The 16,287-nt window shown below is 71.4% G+C and carries 15 protein-coding genes and 1 riboswitch; of the genes, 9 read left to right on the plus strand and 6 right to left on the minus strand.

What is annotated here, in order from left to right:
• Nucleotides 1-143: 143 nt before the first annotated feature.
• The 3 genes from OP86_RS11270 to OP86_RS11280 are packed head-to-tail and all read right to left on the minus strand — an operon-like array spanning nt 144 to nt 3,372.
• Nucleotides 144-1,220 (minus strand): threonine aldolase family protein, encoded by a 1,077-nt coding sequence (locus tag OP86_RS11270; RefSeq protein WP_030056583.1) that lies wholly within the window; start codon nt 1,218-1,220, stop codon nt 144-146.
• On the minus strand, nt 1,217-1,975 hold the full coding sequence (locus OP86_RS11275; RefSeq protein ID WP_030056582.1) for an SDR family NAD(P)-dependent oxidoreductase: 759 nt from the start codon (nt 1,973-1,975) through the stop codon (nt 1,217-1,219). Before OP86_RS11275 ends, OP86_RS11270 begins: the two co-directional genes overlap by 4 nt.
• Nucleotides 1,972-3,372 carry a DUF6421 family protein gene (locus OP86_RS11280; RefSeq protein ID WP_030056581.1) on the minus strand — a complete coding sequence of 467 codons (1,401 nt, stop codon included), beginning with the start codon at nt 3,370-3,372 and terminating at the stop codon, nt 1,972-1,974. Before OP86_RS11280 ends, OP86_RS11275 begins: the two co-directional genes overlap by 4 nt.
• Before the next feature lie 597 nt (nt 3,373-3,969).
• On the opposite strand from OP86_RS11280, the gene OP86_RS11285 reads away from it, so the two are divergent.
• The 5 genes from OP86_RS11285 to OP86_RS11305 all read left to right on the plus strand — a co-directional run bounded on the left by OP86_RS11285 (nt 3,970) and on the right by OP86_RS11305 (nt 8,566).
• The gene (locus tag OP86_RS11285) at nt 3,970-4,854 is read left to right on the plus strand and encodes an ABC transporter substrate-binding protein (RefSeq protein WP_030056580.1); all 885 of its coding nucleotides are present in this window, start codon (nt 3,970-3,972) and stop codon (nt 4,852-4,854) included.
• A 104-nt stretch (nt 4,855-4,958) separates the two neighbouring features.
• Nucleotides 4,959-5,891 carry an amino acid ABC transporter permease gene (locus OP86_RS11290; protein WP_051829959.1) on the plus strand — a complete coding sequence of 311 codons (933 nt, stop codon included), beginning with the start codon at nt 4,959-4,961 and terminating at the stop codon, nt 5,889-5,891.
• Nucleotides 5,888-6,661, plus strand: a complete 774-nt coding sequence (locus OP86_RS11295) for an amino acid ABC transporter ATP-binding protein (protein WP_030056577.1) — start codon at nt 5,888-5,890, stop codon at nt 6,659-6,661. The genes OP86_RS11290 and OP86_RS11295 overlap by 4 nt, the downstream gene beginning before the upstream one ends.
• A 258-nt stretch (nt 6,662-6,919) precedes the next feature.
• Nucleotides 6,920-7,474: a DUF5134 domain-containing protein gene (locus tag OP86_RS11300; RefSeq protein ID WP_030258254.1), complete on the plus strand. Its 555-nt coding sequence runs from the start codon at nt 6,920-6,922 to the stop codon at nt 7,472-7,474.
• A gap of 144 nt (nt 7,475-7,618) precedes the next feature.
• Nucleotides 7,619-8,566 (plus strand): M56 family metallopeptidase, encoded by a 948-nt coding sequence (locus OP86_RS11305; RefSeq protein WP_030258250.1) that lies wholly within the window; start codon nt 7,619-7,621, stop codon nt 8,564-8,566.
• 100 nt (nt 8,567-8,666) lie between these two features.
• Here the strand turns inward: OP86_RS11305 and OP86_RS11310 are convergent, their stop codons facing one another.
• The gene (locus tag OP86_RS11310) at nt 8,667-9,104 is read right to left on the minus strand and encodes a MarR family winged helix-turn-helix transcriptional regulator (protein WP_033331606.1); all 438 of its coding nucleotides are present in this window, start codon (nt 9,102-9,104) and stop codon (nt 8,667-8,669) included.
• A gap of 87 nt (nt 9,105-9,191) precedes the next feature.
• Here OP86_RS11310 and OP86_RS11315 point away from each other — a divergent pair, with 87 nt between their 5' ends.
• Together OP86_RS11315 and OP86_RS11320 are read left to right on the plus strand one after the other, a co-directional pair.
• Nucleotides 9,192-10,706: an MFS transporter gene (locus OP86_RS11315; protein WP_051829960.1), complete on the plus strand. Its 1,515-nt coding sequence runs from the start codon at nt 9,192-9,194 to the stop codon at nt 10,704-10,706.
• Between the two features lie 228 nt (nt 10,707-10,934).
• Nucleotides 10,935-11,540: a TetR/AcrR family transcriptional regulator gene (locus OP86_RS11320; protein ID WP_033331608.1), complete on the plus strand. Its 606-nt coding sequence runs from the start codon at nt 10,935-10,937 to the stop codon at nt 11,538-11,540.
• 132 nt (nt 11,541-11,672) lie between these two features.
• Here the strand turns inward: OP86_RS11320 and OP86_RS11325 are convergent, their stop codons facing one another.
• Nucleotides 11,673-12,539 carry a helix-turn-helix domain-containing protein gene (locus OP86_RS11325; protein WP_030056571.1) on the minus strand — a complete coding sequence of 289 codons (867 nt, stop codon included), beginning with the start codon at nt 12,537-12,539 and terminating at the stop codon, nt 11,673-11,675.
• Between the two features lie 418 nt (nt 12,540-12,957).
• Between OP86_RS11325 and OP86_RS11330 the strand changes: the two genes are divergently transcribed.
• Complete coding sequence (locus OP86_RS11330) at nt 12,958-13,542, plus strand: ATP-binding protein (protein ID WP_106973390.1); 585 nt, start codon at nt 12,958-12,960, stop codon at nt 13,540-13,542.
• 349 nt (nt 13,543-13,891) lie between these two features.
• Here OP86_RS11330 and OP86_RS11335 read toward each other — a convergent pair whose 3' ends face one another.
• Nucleotides 13,892-14,155 carry a DUF397 domain-containing protein gene (locus OP86_RS11335; protein WP_030056569.1) on the minus strand — a complete coding sequence of 88 codons (264 nt, stop codon included), beginning with the start codon at nt 14,153-14,155 and terminating at the stop codon, nt 13,892-13,894.
• Nucleotides 14,156-14,713: 558 nt separating this feature from the next.
• Here OP86_RS11335 and OP86_RS11340 point away from each other — a divergent pair.
• A complete protein-coding gene (locus tag OP86_RS11340) occupies nt 14,714-15,673 on the plus strand; it encodes a hypothetical protein (protein ID WP_234434972.1) in 960 nt (319 codons plus the stop codon).
• A 442-nt stretch (nt 15,674-16,115) separates the two neighbouring features.
• Nucleotides 16,116-16,283, plus strand: a riboswitch (cyclic di-AMP (ydaO/yuaA leader).
• The last annotated feature ends 4 nt before the right edge of the window (nt 16,284-16,287 follow it).

The following is a 16,287-nucleotide window of genomic DNA, read 5'->3' on the forward strand; positions in this document are numbered from 1 at the left end:
AACTTCATTCATCGGATTTGCTTTCCGCTTTGCCGCCCCGGTCTCCCGCGGCGACTCCGGAACTGTACGGGGCCGGGCCCGCCGCATGCAAATCGCCCCCGCCCGGGCTCCCGGGCAGGGGCGATTCGGTCGTTCGACCACCGTCAGGCGTGGTTCATCTCCTCGACGAGGGCCGCCGCGAAGGCGTCGACGTCGGCCTCCGTGTTGTCGAAGGAACACATCCAGCGCACCTCGCCGGTGTGCTCGTTCCAGAAGTAGAAGCGGTAACGCTTCTGGAGCCGCTCGCTCACCTCGCGCGGGAGGATCGCGAACACCACGTTCGCCTGGACCGGACGGACGATCTCGACGCCCTCGATCTTCCGGACCGCGGCCTCCAGGCGCTTGGCCATGGCGTTGGCCTGGCCGGCGTTGCGCAGGTAGAGGTCACCGGAGAGCAGCGCCTCGAACTGGACCGACACGAAACGCATCTTCGAGGCCAGCTGCATGGAGGTCTTGCGCAGGTACTTGATGTTGCGCACCCGCTCCGGGTTGAGCACCACCACGACCTCGCCGAGCAGCAGGCCGTTCTTCGTCCCGCCGAAGGACAGCACGTCGACGCCCACGTCCGTGGTGAGGGCGCGCAGCGGCTCGCCGAGCGAGGCGGCCGCGTTGGCCAGCCGGGAGCCGTCCATGTGGACGAGCATGCCCAGCTGGTGGGCGTGCTCGGTGATCGCGCGGATCTCGTCGACGGTGTAGACGGTGCCGAGCTCGGTGCTCTGGGTGATGGAGACCACGAGCGGCTGCGCGCGGTGCTCGTCGCCGTAGCCCCAGGCCTGCCGGTCGATGAGCTCGGGGGTGAGCTTGCCGTCCGGGGTGGGGACGGTGAGCAGCTTGATGCCGCCCATCTTCTCCGGGGCGCCGCCCTCGTCCACGTGGATGTGGGCGGTGTCGGCGCAGACCACGGCGCCCCAGCGCGGGAGCAGCGACTGGAGGGCGACCACGTTGGCGCCGGTGCCGTTGAAGACCGGGTAGGCCTCCGCCTTCTCGCCGAAGTGGCGGCGGAAGACGTCCTGGAGGTGGACCGTGTAGTCGTCCTCGCCGTAGGCGACCTGGTGGCCGTCGTTGGCGAGGGCGATCGCTGCGAGGACCTCCGGGTGCACGCCGGCGTAGTTGTCGCTGGCGAAGCCGCGGACGGCGGGGTCGTGCCGCCGTACCGCGTCCGTACGGGTGAGGTCGGTCATCGGGCTGTCAGCCACAGGTGCTGTCCGTTCAGTTCTGCTGCGGGGCGGTCCCAGAGGCCCGCCAGGTGTTCGGCGAGGTCGGCGGTGTCGGTGAAGCCGGCGAACTTCGCCTCCGGCTTCTCGGCCCGCATCTCGGGACTGACCAGCGCCTTGATGACCAGGATCGCAGCCGCGGCGGTGGGCTCGCCGTCCGGGGAGGTGGTCTCCTTCTTGAAGGAGTCGGCCATCGCGAGGGTCCACGCCTCGGTGGCGGCCTTGGCCGCCGCGTAGGCGGCGCCGCCGGCGGTGGGCTTGTGCGCGGCCGCGGCGGAGATCATCGCGTAGCGGCCGGCGGGGCTGCGGACCAGCGCGGGCTGGAAGGCCAGCGAGGTGTGCTGGAGGGTGCGCACGACGGTGTCGTGCAGGAAGTCCCAGTCGTCCAGCCGGGAGTCGAAGAAGGTCTTGCTGCCGCGCCAGCCGCCCACCAGGTGGAACAGGCCGTCGACGTGGCCGTGCTCGGACTCCAGGTGGTCGGCCCAGTCGTGGACCTCCTGTGGGTCGAGCAGGTCGATGACCTGGCCGCTGACCTTGGCCCCGCGTACCGCCACCCGGGTGGCGTCCAGTGCGGACTCCAGGCGCTGGGGGTCGATGTCGGCGCCGATCACGGTGGCGCCGTCGGCGGCGAGGCGGCGCAGCACAGCGCGGCCGGCCGGGCCGCTGGCTCCGGCGACGGCGATGACCTTGCCGGCCAGCGGGGCGTTGGTGGAGGTGGTCACGCGGCGACTCCCTGGATACCGGCGCCGGTGATGCCGGCGGTGGCGGCGATGACGCCGCGGAGCTTCTTGGACAGGGCCTCGTAGAACATGCTCAGCGGGAACTCGTCCGGGAGCACGGCGTCGCACAGGGCCTTGTTGAGGGCCTTGCCGTCGGTGAGGTCGAGCGGAAGGGCCTCGGGGCCCTTCGCCCAGGTGGAGGCCGGGTGCGGGGTGAGGTAGCGGGAGACCAGCTGGTAGGCGGCGATCCAGTGGGCCGGCTTGGGCCGGTCGATGCCGTCGCGGTACAGGGTCTCGATCTCGCCGCAGAGCGCGTTGGTGACCTGCGGGGCGCGCTCCCAGTCGATGGTGAGGCGGTTGTCCCGCCAGCGCAGCGCGTCGTGCTTGTGCAGGTACGCGAAGAGCAGCTGGCCGCCCATGCCGTCGTAGTTGCGGACGCGGTCGCCGCTGACCGGGAAGCGGAACAGGCGGTCGAAGAGGATCGCGTACTGGACGTCGCGGGCGTGCGCGTTGCCCTCGGCCTCCAGCTGCACCGCCTCCTTGAAGGTGGTGAGGTCGCAGCGGAGCTCCTCCAGGCCGTACATCCAGAACGGGCTGCGCTGCTTGATCATGAAGGGGTCGAACGGCAGGTCGCCGTGGCTGTGGGTGCGGTCGTGGACGAGGTCCCACAGCACGAAGGTCTCCTGCGCGCGCTGCTGGTCCTTGAGCAGGCCCTCGGCGTCGGCCGGGATCTCCAGGCCGAGCTGCTGGACGGCGCTGGTGGTGACGGCGCGGAAGCGGGCGGCCTCGCGGTCGCAGAAGATGCCGCCCCAGGTGAATCGGTCCGGTGCCTTGCGCACGGCGACCGTCTCGGGGAAGAGGACGGCGGAGTTGGTGTCGTAGCCGGCGGTGAAGTCCGTGAAGGTGATCGGCACGAACATCGGGTTGTCGAAGCGGGTGCGCTCCAGCTCATCCAGCCACTCGGGCCACACGACGCGCAGCAGGACGGCTTCCAGGTTGCGGTCCGGGTTGCCGTTCTGGGTGTACATCGGGAAGACGACGAGGTGCTCCAGGCCGTCCTCGCGCTGGTCGGCGGGCTGGAAGGCGAGCAGCGAGTCGAGGAAGTCGGGCTCGCGGTAGCCGGTGTCGGCCCACTTGGCGAGGTCGGCGTCCACGGCGGCCAGGTAGGCGGCGTCGTGCGGGAAGCTCGGGGCGAGTTCCTCGACGGCGGCGCGGACGGTGGCGACCAGCGGGTCGACAGTGTGCCGCTGGACGGCGGACAGGTCGATAGAGCCGTCCTTCGACTGCAGCGGGCGCAGCGTCTCGACGGCCTCCTTCAGGCGCTGCCAGGCCGGGTGGCCGGCGAGGGTCGAAACCGGGGCGACGGCCGCCGCAGCGAGCCTTGGCGAAAGATTCTGCATCGTGGACTCACTTCGACAGGAGTTATTTCAACGAGGACACCATAAGTACGAAAGGTTCTCCCGTTCAAGGGGGCCCGGACAGGCAAAGCTGCGGCGCGCCACCACTCCGGCCCGAAAACCTTCGCCAGGAGGCCGGTTGTCCGGCATGTGGACAGTGATCTGGATGTTCTGGACAGATGCGCCGCTGTGATGCGAACCTCCCCGCATGTTCCCGGCGGTGATCACGGTGGCCGTACGCCACGACAGCCCGTTCCGGATGCCCTCCCATCGGCACGTCGGCTGTCGCTGTCGCGCGCGCGGACTCTCGCGCGGACTCTGCTGCCGCTGCTGTCGCTGTCGCCGCTGTTGTTGATCCGGCCGCCGCCCGGCCGACCGACCCGGTTGCCGCCGACCCGGTTGCCGCCGAACAGGCTGCGGCCGGCCAGGCCGCTGCCGATCCAGCTCGGGGGCGCCGCGGACGTGGACCCGTACGCCGACCATGCCGTGTGTGTTCCGGCGCCGCCACCGGGGGAAGTGATCCGCCGGGACCCGCCCCGCCGCCCCTCCCGTGCCTCCTGTCCCTCCCCGCCCGGTCCTCACCTTCCTCTGGAGTCCCGCATGACCATCCGCAAGCCGTCCGTCGCACTGCCCCTCGCCGCGCTGGTCGCCGCCGCCGCACTGAGCGCGTGCGCCCCGCAGGACTCCAAGTCCGACGCCGCCTCGGGCGCCTCGGGTACGGCCGGCACGGCGGCGGGCTGCGCGCCGGGCGCGCTGGCGACCCGCACGGCCGGGATGCTGACCGTCGGCACCGACAAGCCCGCGTACGACCCGTGGTTCTCCGAGGACAAGCCGGAGACCGGCAAGGGCTTCGAGTCCGCCGTGGCCTACGCGGTGGCGGAGAAGCTGGGCTACCCGAAGGAGAAGGTCAGCTGGGTGGTCGCGCCGTTCGGCAAGGCCACCGCGCCGGGCGCCAAGGACTTCGACTTCGACATCAACCAGGTGTCCATCAGCGACGAGCGCAAGCAGGCGGTGGACTTCTCCTCCGGCTACTACGACGTGCGCCAGGCCGTCATCGCACTGAAGAACTCCAAGGCGGCGGGCGCCAAGAGCATCGCCGACCTCAAGGGCGCCAAGCTCGGCGCGCAGGTCGGCACCACCAGCCTGGACACCATCACCAACACCATCAAGCCGAGCACCCAGCCGGCCGTCTTCGACTCCAACGACCTGGCCAAGGCCGCGCTGAAGAACGGCCAGGTCGAGGCCCTGGTGGTGGACCTGCCGACCGCCTTCTACATCACCGGCGCCGAGGTGCCCGAGGCCCAGGTGGTCGGCCAGTTCGAGTCGGCCTCGCAGGGCGAGCAGTTCGGCCTGGTGCTGGACAAGGGCTCCAAGCTGACCGGCTGCGTGTCCCAGGCGGTGGACGCGCTGCGCGCGGACGGCACGCTGGCGAAGCTGGAGAAGCAGTGGCTCTCCGAGGCCGTCTCGGCACCGGTGCTGAAGTGAGCGCTGACATGAGCCCCGGCGTGAGCGGGGACGTGGGAGGGGATGTGGGCGGGGACCTGAGCCCCGGCAGGAACGGGAACGTGGGTGGGGACTTGGGTCGGGACATGGGTGGGGATGTGAGCGGGGACGTGGGCCCCGGCGCGACGGCGGCCGGGGCGGCGCTGCTCGCGAAGGCCCCGGCGGGGGACGACGGCTACCGCCCGTCCGAGCGGCGGCTGGCGCACGAGGCGTACCGGCGCGCCCGGGCCCGCCGCTCGGCGCTGATCGCCACCGCGTCGACCCTGGCGACGGCCCTCGCGCTCTACCTGCTGATCGTCAACTCCCCCGGCTGGGAGGTGACTCGGCGGACCTTCTTCAGCCTCGACTACGCCCGCCAGGCGCTGCCCGAGGTGCTGAAGGGGCTTCGGCTCAACCTGGAGCTGATGCTCGGCTGCGGGGTGCTGATCCTGGTGTTCGGCCTGCTGCTGGCGGTGCTGCGGACGCTGCGCGGGCCGGTGTTCCTGCCGGTGCGGCTGCTCGCCACCGCGTACGTGGACTTCTTCCTCGGCCTGCCGATGATCATCTGCCTGCTGGTGATGATCACCGGGGTGCCGGCGCTGCGACTGACCGGCGTGACCACGGATCCGCTGCTGCTGGGCGGAGTGGCGCTGGTGCTGACGTACTCGGCGTACGTGTCGGAGGTGTTCCGCTCCGGCATCGAGTCGGTGCACCCGAGCCAGCGGGCCGCGGCGCGCTCACTGGGGCTGACCAACGCGCAGGCGATGCGGTACGTGGTGCTGCCGCAGGCCGTCCGCCGGGTGGTGCCGCCGCTGCTGAACAACCTGGTGAGCCTGCAGAAGGACACCGGGCTGGTCTCGATCGGCGGTGCGATCGACGCGGTGTACGCGGCGAAGATCATCGCGGCCCGGTCCTTCAACTTCACCCCGTACCTGCTGGCGGGGCTGGTGTTCATCGTGCTGACCATTCCGCTGACCCGGTTCGCCGACTGGCTGACCGCGCGGATGAACCGTCGGCAGTTCCAGGGAGGTGCGGTATGACCCAGGCCGGAGTCCCGAAGACCGAGGTGCTCCGGCTGGAGTCGGTGCGCAAGACCTTCGGCGGCCAGGTGGTGCTGCGCGACGTGGGCCTCGCCGTTCCCGAGCACTCGGTGACGGCGCTGATCGGGGCGTCCGGCTCCGGGAAGTCCACGCTGATGCGGTGCGTCAACCTGCTGGAGGGCATCGACGACGGCGCGATCTTCCTGGACGGCGAGGAGATCACCGATCCGCGGGCGGACGAGGACGCCGTGCGGCGCCGGATCGGGGTGGTGTTCCAGTCGTACAACCTGTTCCCGCACATGACGGTGCTGGAGAACATCACGCTCGCGCCGCGCCGGGTGCACGGGGTCGCGCGGGCCGAGGCGGAGGCGCGGGCGCTGGAACTGCTCGACCGGCTCGGGCTGGCGGCCAAGGCGGCGGAGTACCCGGACCGGCTCTCCGGCGGGCAGCAGCAGCGCGTCGCCATCGTGCGCGCGCTGGCCACCGGGCCCCGGCTGCTGCTCCTGGACGAGATCACTGCGGCGCTCGACCCGGTGCTGGTCGGGGAGGTCCTCTCGGTGGTGCGCGACCTCAAGGAGCAGGGGATGACGATGGTCATCTCCACCCACGAGATGGGCTTCGCGCGCGAGGTCGCCGACCAGGTCTGTTTCCTGGACGGCGGGGTGGTGCTCGAACAGGGGCCGCCGGAGCAGGTGTTCGGGGATCCGCGGGAGGAGCGGACCCGGCGGTTCCTCAGCCGGGTGGTCGCCTCGGGCCGGCTCCAGGGCTGAGCCCCGCGAGGTCGGCGGACCGGTGTGCGGCTGGGGCTCTCACCACGGCGGGCACCACAGTGCGCCCCCGTACGCGCCCTGCCCGCGCCGGGTGGGGAGCAGTGATCGTGGTCCGGACGACCGTCGCCGCGTACGGGGGCGGCGAACAGATGACAAGTGACAGATGACAGCTGACAGATTTCATCATCTGTTCGCTGACCGCTGTCAGCTGTCCGTTGTTCGCCGCCTCCCGTCGCCCACCGCCCCGGGAGGCCGCCGTTGCACGGACCCGCCCTGGTCAACTGGCTCCTCGCCCTCCTCACCGCCGCCGCCGGCGCCACCTGCCTGGCCCGGCTGCGGCGCTCCCCCTGCGCCCCCGGCGGCGCGCACCGACCGCTCGGCCGGGAGTCCGACGCCGCCGAGGCGTTGATGGGGCTCGGCATGGCCGCAATGGCCGTCACCGGCGCGACCGTCCCGCCCACCGTCTGGGCCGCACTGTTCGGCCTCCCCGCCGTCGCCTTCCTGTTCGCCGCCGCCCACGCCCCCGCCGGCCGGGCCCACCGGCTGCACCACGCGGTCGGCGCGCTCGCCATGACGTACATGGCCCTCGCCATGGCCGCGACCCCCGGCCACCAGCACCACCACGCCGTCGGTCAGGGCCTGCCGCTGCTGACCGGCGCCCTCCTCCTCTACTTCGGCGGGTACACCCTCTGGGCCGGCAGCCGGCTGCTGCGCACCCCCGCCGGCACCCTCGCCGTCGGCACCGCCGGGCTTCCGCACGCCTGCCGGCTCACCATGGGCATCGGCATGTTCGCCATGCTCCTGACCATGTGACGCCGCTCGCCGCGCGCCAAGACCCCGGTGTGTGCGTGGCGTTGGTCACTGGCCGGCCGAAAGCCGTTCCACCGGGCGTCGCCAGCGCATAGGTTGGCAGGGAGCGCGCTGTCGCGTTCCGTGCGTACTCGGGGAGCCCATGCGATGCCTGCCCTGATCGGCCTGCTGCTGCTCGGACTGCTGCTCTCGACCCTCGTGCCCCGGCTGCTGGCCCGGGCCCGCTGGGTGGAGCGCGAACCGGTGCTGGCGCTGCTGGTGTGGCAGTGCCTCGTGGTGGCGGTCCTGCTGTGCTGCGCGCTGGGGCTGGTGCTCGCCGCCTCCGCCGCCCTGCCGGAGCTGCGCGCCCTGGTGTTCGCGGGCGCGCCGCACGGGGTGGAGGCCGCGTACGGCCTGCAGGAGGCCGAGGGCTGGGGGCGGCTGTGCGCCGCGGTGCTGGCGGCGGGCGGGGTGCAGACGGTGCTGGCGCTCACCCGTGAGGTCCGGACGGCCAAGGCGCTGCGCGACCGTCGCCACGCCCAACTGGCGAGCCGGGCCCCGGAGTTGCCCGAGTCGATCGAGGCCGCCCGGAGCCGCCGGGAGCGGCTGGTGGTGCTGGAGAACGTCCGCCCCGAGGCGTGGTCGCTGCCCGGCCCGGACTCCCGTCTGGTGGTCACCACCGGCGCCCTCCAGCAGCTGACCGACCGGGAGTTGGCGGCCGTGCTGAGCCATGAGCGCGGCCACGTCCGGGCCCGGCACCACTGGCTGCAGCAGTTCGCCCAGGCGCTCGCCTCGGGCTTCCCCGGCGTGGGCGTGTTCAACGCCTTCCGGGACCAGGTGGCCGAACTGGTCGAGCTGGCGGCCGACGACCGGGCCGCACGCCGGCACGGCCGGCACACCACCGCCCTCGCCCTGGCCGAACTCAACCTGGACCGCGGGGTGTTCGGCTCCTGCCCGCCCGGCCTGGCACAGTCCCCGAAGCGGGTGGACCGGCTGCTCGCGGGCCGCCCGCGACTCTCCGTCCCGCACCGGCTGCGGCTGACCGTCGCGGCGCTCGCCGCACCCGTCGCGGTCGTCCTGCTGGCCGTCGCCCCGGGGCTGCACTCACTCCTCTGAACCCGACCGGATCAACCCGCACGGGCACAGGTAGTTTGACGCACGATCAGTCGGTCGAAGCACACCCGGGTCAGCCTGGGCCGGTGCGGATCAGCCCGGGTCAGTCCGGCGACGGCGCTTCGCAGGCCTGGCCGAACCCGCCCCCGAGGGTCAGCCCCAGCACCTCGCGATGGACCGGCCTGGCCTGCTCGTAGCGCTCCCGGCCGGCCTCGGTCAGGGTGAGCATGATGCCCCGTCGATCGCTCTCGCACATCGCCCGGACGACCAGTCCGGCCTTCTCCAGGCGGGCGATCAGCCGGGAGAGCGCGCTCTGGCTCAGGTGCACGGTGGGGGCGAGCTCGCTCACCCGCAGCGCGTGGCCGTCGCCGGCCCCGGCCCCCTCGACGAGGCGCTCCAGCACTTCGAACTCGCTCATGCCCAGCCCGAATCGCTCGCCCAGCTGGCGATCGAGCATGCAGGTTGCAACGGCATGCCGCGCCAGCAGCTCGCGCCACTGCGCGACGAGACCGGCCTCCGCCGAGGAGTCGAGTTCAGCCACACCGCCACCCTAGCATGTGCGCGGTAAATTATTGTATTCACATCTAATTCATTTGCATTGAATGCACACGCATGTACTGTCCTCCCCATGACCACCGCGACCGCCACGCCACCCGACGCACCGTCAAGCAGTGGGCTGCACTGGACACCCCGCCTCTGGGGCACCCTGATCGTGCTCTGCGCCGCCATGTTCCTGGACGCCCTGGACGTCTCCATGGTGGGCGTCGCCCTTCCGTCCATCGGCTCCGAACTGCACCTGTCCACCTCCACCCTGCAGTGGGTGGTCTCCGGCTACGTGCTCGGCTACGGCGGCCTGCTGCTGCTCGGCGGCCGCTCCGCCGACCTGCTCGGCCGCCGCCGGGTCTTCCTGATCGCGCTGGGCGCCTTCGCCGCCGCCTCGCTGGTCGGCGGCCTGGTCGACGACGGCGGACTGCTGATCGCGGCCCGCTTCCTCAAGGGCGTCAGCGCCGCCTTCACCGCCCCGGCGGGCCTGTCGATCATCACCACCACCTTCGCCGAGGGCCCGGCCCGCAACCGCGCGCTGTCGATCTACACCACCTGCGGCGCCAGCGGCTTCTCCCTCGGCCTGGTGCTGAGCGGTCTGCTCACCTCGGTCGGCTGGCGCTGGACCTTCCTGATGCCCGTCCCGGTCGCGCTGCTCGCCCTGGTCTTCGCCGTCCGCCTGCTCCCCCGCCCGGTCGAGGAGCCCGCGAAGGGCGGCTACGACGTGCTGGGCGCCATCACCGGCACCGCGACCGTGCTTCTGCTGGTGTTCACCGTCACCGAGGCGCAGGGCGCCGGCTGGCTGAGCCTGCGCACGCTCGGCTCACTGGTCGTGGTCGCCGCGCTCGCCGCCGCCTTCCTGCTGGTCGAGAGCCGCACCGCCCACCCGCTGGTCCGGCTCGGCATCTTCCGCAACGGCTCGGTCGCCCGGGCCAACGTGGTCGCCTTCGCGATGACCGGCGCGTACGGCGGCTTCCAGTTCGTGGTCACGCTCTACCTCCAGCACCTGCTCGGCTGGTCGGCCCTGCAGATGGCCCTCGGGCTGCTGCCGGCGGGTGCGTTCATCGCGCTCTCGGCACCGTTCATGGGCCCGATCGTGGACCGCTTCGGCACCGGCCGGCTGCTGCCGCTCGGCCTGGTGGCCCTGACCGGCGCCTTCGCCCTCTTCCTGCGGCTGGACGAGCACAGCTCCTACGTGGTCCTGGTGCTGCCGTCGATGCTGCTGCTCGGCGTGGGCTTCGCGCTCGCCTTCCCCTCGGTGAACATCGCCGCCACCGACGGGGTGGCCGACGAGGAGCAGGGCCTGGCCTCGGGCCTGGTGAACACCGCGATCCAGGTCGGCACCGCGGTGGTGCTGGCCGGGGCGACTGCCATGATCACGGCCGGCAGTGCGGGTGGCGACAGCCCGCAGGCCCAACTGGACGGATACCGGCCGGCGTTGGTGTTCGTCACGGCGGTCGCACTGGTCGGACTGGTGGTCGCAGCGGCGGGCGTGCTGGTGGACCGGCGCCGGAATGCAGTCCCCGCGTCGGTGCCCGATTATGATTATCAGTCAGCCGGGTCGACGACGACCCGAACCGAAGTCCTGACCGAACGCTGATCCCGGGCCCCGCCCGCGGCCGACCCCAAGGCCGTCGGGCAGTGGTGCCGGCTCCACCAAACCCCCGTGTTGGTGGAGCCGGCCGTCTTCGTACCGGCCGCCCGGGCGGCGCCCGACGGGGCGCGGTTCCACGGTGCGGCTGTCGGCTCCGCAAGTATATTGGCCCGGAGCCAACGAACGTTCGGAGCAGTCACGATGGCACCTCGCGGGGATTCGGTCAATGAGGAGATGCGGCAACGCTCCCGCCGACGCATCATGCGGGCCACCGTCGAACTGGTTGACCAGCGCGGTTACGCCGGCACCACCCTGACCGACATCGCCGAGCGGGCCGGGCTCGCCCGTGGACTGGTCTCGTACTACTTCGACGGCAAACGGCTGCTGATGCAGTCCGCCACGCACCGGATGATGCACCAGTGCCTGTCCACCGCGCTGGCGGAACTGGCGCCCGGCTCCTCCCCCCAGGCCCGACTGGCCCGGGCCATCGACGCCGTCCTCGGGCTCGCGATGGACCACCCCCGGGTGATGCGCTCGCACCTGGCACTGATCCTCGACCCCGACACCGGCGCCTTCGTCCAGGACCCCGAACAGCAGCAACTCGGCGCCATCCTGCAGGGCCTGCTGCACGACTGGGGCGCGCCGGATCCGGTCGCCGAGCACGCGGTGCTGCGCAGCGCTCTGATGGGCGGCTGCATCGGCGTCCTGCTGCCGGGCGCCGAGCTCCCGCTGGCGCCGATCCGGGCCGACCTCTTCCGCCGCTACGACCTGGCCTGGGAGCTCGGCCTCCCGCCCCAGCAGAACCCGCCGGAACGCGAAAGGCCGCCGGCCCGCGGCTGACGGCGGGTGGGCGGCCTGCCCGTGGCTAAGCGTTGCCGAAGGCCCCGTGAGGAACCGGCCTCACAGGTCCCGTGAGGAACGGCCTCACAGACTGCGTGAGGGGCGGCCTCACGGGCCCCGCGCGGCAGTGGCTCAGCGCTCCTTCAGGATCGAGGCCAGCAGGTCTACGGTGCGCTCCGGCGTGAGGCTGTCCACGCACAGCCGCTCCATGACCTGGATGTAGGCGTCGACGTCGTCCCGCTTGTCGAGGTAGAGCGCGCTGGTGAGCTGCTCCAGGTAGACCACGTCCGCGAGGTCCTGCTCCGGGAAGCGCAGGATCGTGAACGCCCCGGACTCGCCCGCGTGCGCGCCGAACCGGAACGGCATGACCTGGATCACCACGTTGGCCTGCTCGGCGACGTCGATCAGGTACTGCACCTGACCGCGCATCACCTTCGGCCCGCCGACCGGCCGTCGCAGTGCGGCCTCGTCGATGACCGCCCACAGGCGCGGGCTGGCGCCCTCGGTCAGCAGCTTCTGCCGGCGCAGGCGAAGGCTGACCCGCCGCTCGACCTCCTCCTCGCTGATGACCGGCCGACTCTGGCCGAAAACCGCCCGTGCGTACTCCTCGGACTGCAGCAGCCCGGGGATGAACTGCACCTCGTAGGTGCGGATCAGCTGGGCGGCCTCCTCCAGGCCGACGTACGTCTGGAACCAGCCCGGCAGCACGTCGTTGAAGCTGTGCCACCAGCCGGACTTGTTGGCCTCGCGGACCAGGCCGAGCAGGGCTTCCCGCTCCAGGCCGTCGTCGACGCCGTACAGGCTGAGCAGGTCGGCGACGTCGCGCTCCTTGAAGCTGACGCGGCCGAGTTCCATGCGGCTGATCTTGGACTCGGAGGCCCGGATCGCGTAGCCCGCGTCCTCGCGGGTGATGCCGCGCGCCTCACGCAGGCGGCGCAGCTGAGAGCCGAGGAGGATCCGGCGGACCATCGAGCCGCCGCCCGGCTGAACTGTGGTCATGCGGTCGAAACCTCCACCTAGGGCAAACAGCGCACAGTCTGCCATCAGTTGAGCGCTCACGGTGCCGATACTGACGGATGTTCCTATCAGTTCTCCACTCCGCGCACCAGGATGCACGTGCATTCGGCGCTTGCATATGCCAATAGTGCGACTGCACGTGAATCGACTCTTGCATCTGCAGTGAGCGCACACCACCATGGTGCACGTGCACCTGCACATCCCTGGCAATCCCGCGGGCTCCGCGTCGACCCCACGCGCGACTCCGTGCACCGGCCCGACGGCGTCCCCCGCGCCATCGGGCGTTCGAGTGCGCGCGCGCCTGGTCGAGGGGGCGGCCGAGCGGCCGAGCGAGTCGGAGGTGACCGGCATGACCCCGGCGGGTCCAGCCGTGTCCGCCCCCTTATGGGAGGAGCTCTTCATGAGCACCGGTACGGCTTTGGCGGTTGACCCCCATGTGGTCACCTGTACGCTCGCTCCTCGCTTCGAAGCCGTCAGAACCGCGCGCGACTTCGCCCGGACCACGCTCCAGCGCTGGGGACTGATGGAGCTGTTCGACGACGTCGCGCTGGTGGCCTCGGAACTCGTGACCAACGCGCTCCGGCATGCGATCGGCGCACGGCCCGACCCGGCGGGCGGCGCCCTGGGCGAGTACGACTTTCCCATACAGCCGACCACGGACGGGCGGCTGCCGATCCGAATAAGCCTGGTGCACCGCGCACCCCAGGTGGTCTGCGCGGTCAGCGACCCGAGCAGCATCGGCCCGGTGGCCCGGGAGGCGGACTTCGTCGCCGAATCCGGCCGCGGGCTGCACCTGGTGGAGTCCTTCAGCCGTTCCTGGGGCTGGCACCCGCTGGGCAGCGGCAAGGTGGTCTGGGCGATGTTCGAGACGGAGCAGGCCGGCGGTTCCCCGCTCGACGGACACCCGGAGGTCGGCGGGCGATCGGTGCTCGACGCGCTCGGCGGACCGTTCGACGTCGGTGGACGGCACAGGCGCTCGGCCTAGCGCCGGGCGATGGGCCTTGGACGACCGGCCGAACGGCGAGTGGGCGGTGCCGCGGTCACGTCGTCGGTGGCGCGGTGCGTCGTCGGTCGAGCAGGTCGAGCAGTGCGCCGACGAGCAATACGCCGTCGAGCAGTGCGTCGACGAGCCGTTACGTCGCCGATCGAGCGGTAACGTCGCCGGTCGGGCGGTGTGCGGCCGGTGGAGCGGCCGGCCGAGGGAGACCCCGGGAGTTCCACACCCCGGGCCCTTCCGCCAGGCCCCGCCGGCGGATCATCACAGGATGAAAGACAAAGGCCGTCGTGGTGTCGGCACCCACGACGGCCCCCCGATGGTGAAGCACGGCGGTCGGTCAGACCGCCAGGTGGTCGAACTCCCCGTCCTTGGCCCCCAGCAGCAGGGCGGCGATCTCGGCCCGGGTGTAGATGAGCGCCGGACCGTCCGGGAACCGCGAGTTGCGCATCGCCACATCGCCGCCCGGCAGGGCCGCGAACTCGACGCAGTTGCCCTGGGAGTTGCTGTGCAGGCTCTTCTGCCAGACCACCCCCTGGAGATCGGCGGCGGCCATCCCGTTGTAGGTGTCGTACGAGCCGTGTTTGTCCTGCGAGTCGTGCATAGAAATCTCCCGAAGAGCTCCGGAGTTGTCGTCCAGCGCGGCGCCCCCGGCACCGCCGAACGAACGGACCGGCCCCGTACCGGCCCGGCACAACGCCTCACTTGACGCGATGATAGCTGCTGTGCACGTGCATCAGCACGGGACGTTGCAGGTGCAGGAGGCTTTTCGCCCATAGCCCCGAAGTCTTCACGGGGCCTTTTCCTGACGGTACGTAAACGGACATAGCCGACTGAATCGTCGAGTCCGGGATAACCGGCCGTGAGCGATCCCCCGCTGAATGTTGATCTTCGAATGCCGGGAGTCGCACCGCCGTGACCCTGCGTCAGACGACCCCGCGGCTGTGAGACATCTCACGCGACGCCGGCGCAACGCCGGGCCCCACGGGGCACGTCAAGGCAATGACGCCCGCCCCTGCGGGGGTTGGGCGAGGAATGTCCGGATTGTGGGCAAACCGCCCGGACCGGCACGGGGAGCGCGCCGGGTCCGCATCGTCGTCGCACGAAACCCGCACGGCAGCCGACTGCAGGCCTGACGGGCAGATGTCCTACGATCTCCGGCATGAGCACCGCAGCCATCCCGGGCGCGCCACTGCCCGTCCGCACTCCAGGCTCCCGTGCGCGGGGGCGCCACCGTCGTCCCGAGCGCCCCGAGATCCCGGCCGACGCCCCGGCCCTGGTGCTCGCCGTACCCGCGACCGCCGGGCCCGAGTCCCGCTCGGTCGTCGAGGAGCTGCTTTCGATCGTCCGCAGCGAGCAGAACGGCATCCGGGCGACGGTCGGCTACCTCCCCGGCGGCTCCGCCGAGGGCGAGTACGGCGACGACCGCACCGTTGCCGAACTCCTGGCGGCAGCCGCCGAGGGCGGGCTGCCGATGCCCGTCCTGGTGCCGCTGGTGCCCGGTCCGCACGACTTCCTGCCCGAACTCCACGCGCTCGCCGCCGAGTACGGCGCGCCCGTCACCGATGCGCTGGGCCCGCACCCGCTGCTCGCCGAGGCCGTGCACGTGCGGCTCTCCGAGGCCGGGCTGGCCCGCGCCGACCGCGCCCGGCTGTTCGCCATCGCCACCGCCGCGGACGGTGTGGTCCTGACCACCGCCGGTGGCGAGGACGCGGCCGCCGCGGCCGGCATCACCGGCGTGCTGCTGGCCGCCCGACTGGCCGTCCCGGTCGTGGCCGCCGCACTCGACGTGCCCGGCTCGGTGGCCGCGGCCGTCGACCACCTGAAGGAGACCGGCTCGCAGCGCCCCGCGCTGGCCCCGCTGGTGATCGGGCCGGAGGCCGACTCCGAGCTGCTCGCCACGGCCGCCGAGGAGACCGGCTGCCCGTCGGCGGCGCCGCTGGGCTCGTACCCGGCCGTCGGCCAGCTGATCGCCTCCACCTATCTGGCCGCACTGCCCGCGCCGTCCCCGGAGGACCTGGCACGGGCCGAGGCGGAGGCCGCGGCAGCCGCCGAGGCCGAGGGCACCGTGGAGGGCGCTCGCGGCGCCCACGCGGCCGCCCGGGACTCCGTCGAGCAGTAGTGGACACCGCGCGCCCGCCGGCGCGCACGAAGGGCCCGGAACGGTTTCCGTTCCGGGCCCTTCCTTTTGCTCCCCTTGTGCCGTACGGGAGTTAAGCAAGCAATGAAGAGGAATGTCCGATCTGGTGCTATTTGAAGGTAATTGCTCTGCGCTCCTTTCAGCGCTCGAATCACGCCCCCTCCCCCGGTTCGACAAATGCGCCGCTCCGCGCTTCTACGCGCCGTCACGTCTCTCCTGAGGCAGAGACAGTTGTGCACATCCGCAGCGACATTGCCGAAAAACGATCATTTCCGATCATGAAGGCCTGCTGTTTTGGCAGTTCTCACTAAACCGTGATGAGCGTCACAGGTGTTTGCAGTTTGAACTTAAGTCTGCTTAACGTGCTCCCCGTTCGTGACCACACGGACCCAGTTCATCCGCAACGCCGAGTCCTGCCGTCGGATGTCTGGTAGCGCGAAAACGCACCACGGCAGGAGCGGGGGACCCACAGGTAAGTCGCCCCGGACCGCTCTCCGGAACGGTCCAGGGCTAGGGGTGAAGCCGTGCACGCGCGGCCGGGCAACTCCAGCCCGAATCCGACAGCTCACCTCGCAGGCGTGGGAGAGGACCGCGTC

Source organism: Streptomyces novaecaesareae (assembly GCF_000716875.1).
GTDB lineage: Bacteria > Actinomycetota > Actinomycetes > Streptomycetales > Streptomycetaceae > Kitasatospora > Kitasatospora novaecaesareae.

What these genes read in the sequence shown, in the direction of transcription:
- OP86_RS11270 (WP_030056583.1), bottom strand. Translation starts at nt 1,220, where the DNA reads ATGACCGACCTCACCCGTACGGACGCGGTACGGCGGCACGACCCCGCC.
- OP86_RS11280 (WP_030056581.1), bottom strand. Translation starts at nt 3,372, where the DNA reads ATGCAGAATCTTTCGCCAAGGCTCGCTGCGGCGGCCGTCGCCCCGGTT.
- OP86_RS11285 (WP_030056580.1), top strand. Translation starts at nt 3,970, where the DNA reads ATGACCATCCGCAAGCCGTCCGTCGCACTGCCCCTCGCCGCGCTGGTC.
- OP86_RS11290 (WP_051829959.1), top strand. Translation starts at nt 4,959, where the DNA reads ATGGGTGGGGATGTGAGCGGGGACGTGGGCCCCGGCGCGACGGCGGCC.
- OP86_RS11295 (WP_030056577.1), top strand. Translation starts at nt 5,888, where the DNA reads ATGACCCAGGCCGGAGTCCCGAAGACCGAGGTGCTCCGGCTGGAGTCG.
- OP86_RS11305 (WP_030258250.1), top strand. Translation starts at nt 7,619, where the DNA reads ATGCCTGCCCTGATCGGCCTGCTGCTGCTCGGACTGCTGCTCTCGACC.
- OP86_RS11315 (WP_051829960.1), top strand. Translation starts at nt 9,192, where the DNA reads ATGACCACCGCGACCGCCACGCCACCCGACGCACCGTCAAGCAGTGGG.
- OP86_RS11320 (WP_033331608.1), top strand. Translation starts at nt 10,935, where the DNA reads ATGCGGCAACGCTCCCGCCGACGCATCATGCGGGCCACCGTCGAACTG.
- OP86_RS11325 (WP_030056571.1), bottom strand. Translation starts at nt 12,539, where the DNA reads ATGACCACAGTTCAGCCGGGCGGCGGCTCGATGGTCCGCCGGATCCTC.
- OP86_RS11330 (WP_106973390.1), top strand. Translation starts at nt 12,958, where the DNA reads ATGAGCACCGGTACGGCTTTGGCGGTTGACCCCCATGTGGTCACCTGT.
- OP86_RS11335 (WP_030056569.1), bottom strand. Translation starts at nt 14,155, where the DNA reads ATGCACGACTCGCAGGACAAACACGGCTCGTACGACACCTACAACGGG.
- OP86_RS11340 (WP_234434972.1), top strand. Translation starts at nt 14,714, where the DNA reads ATGAGCACCGCAGCCATCCCGGGCGCGCCACTGCCCGTCCGCACTCCA.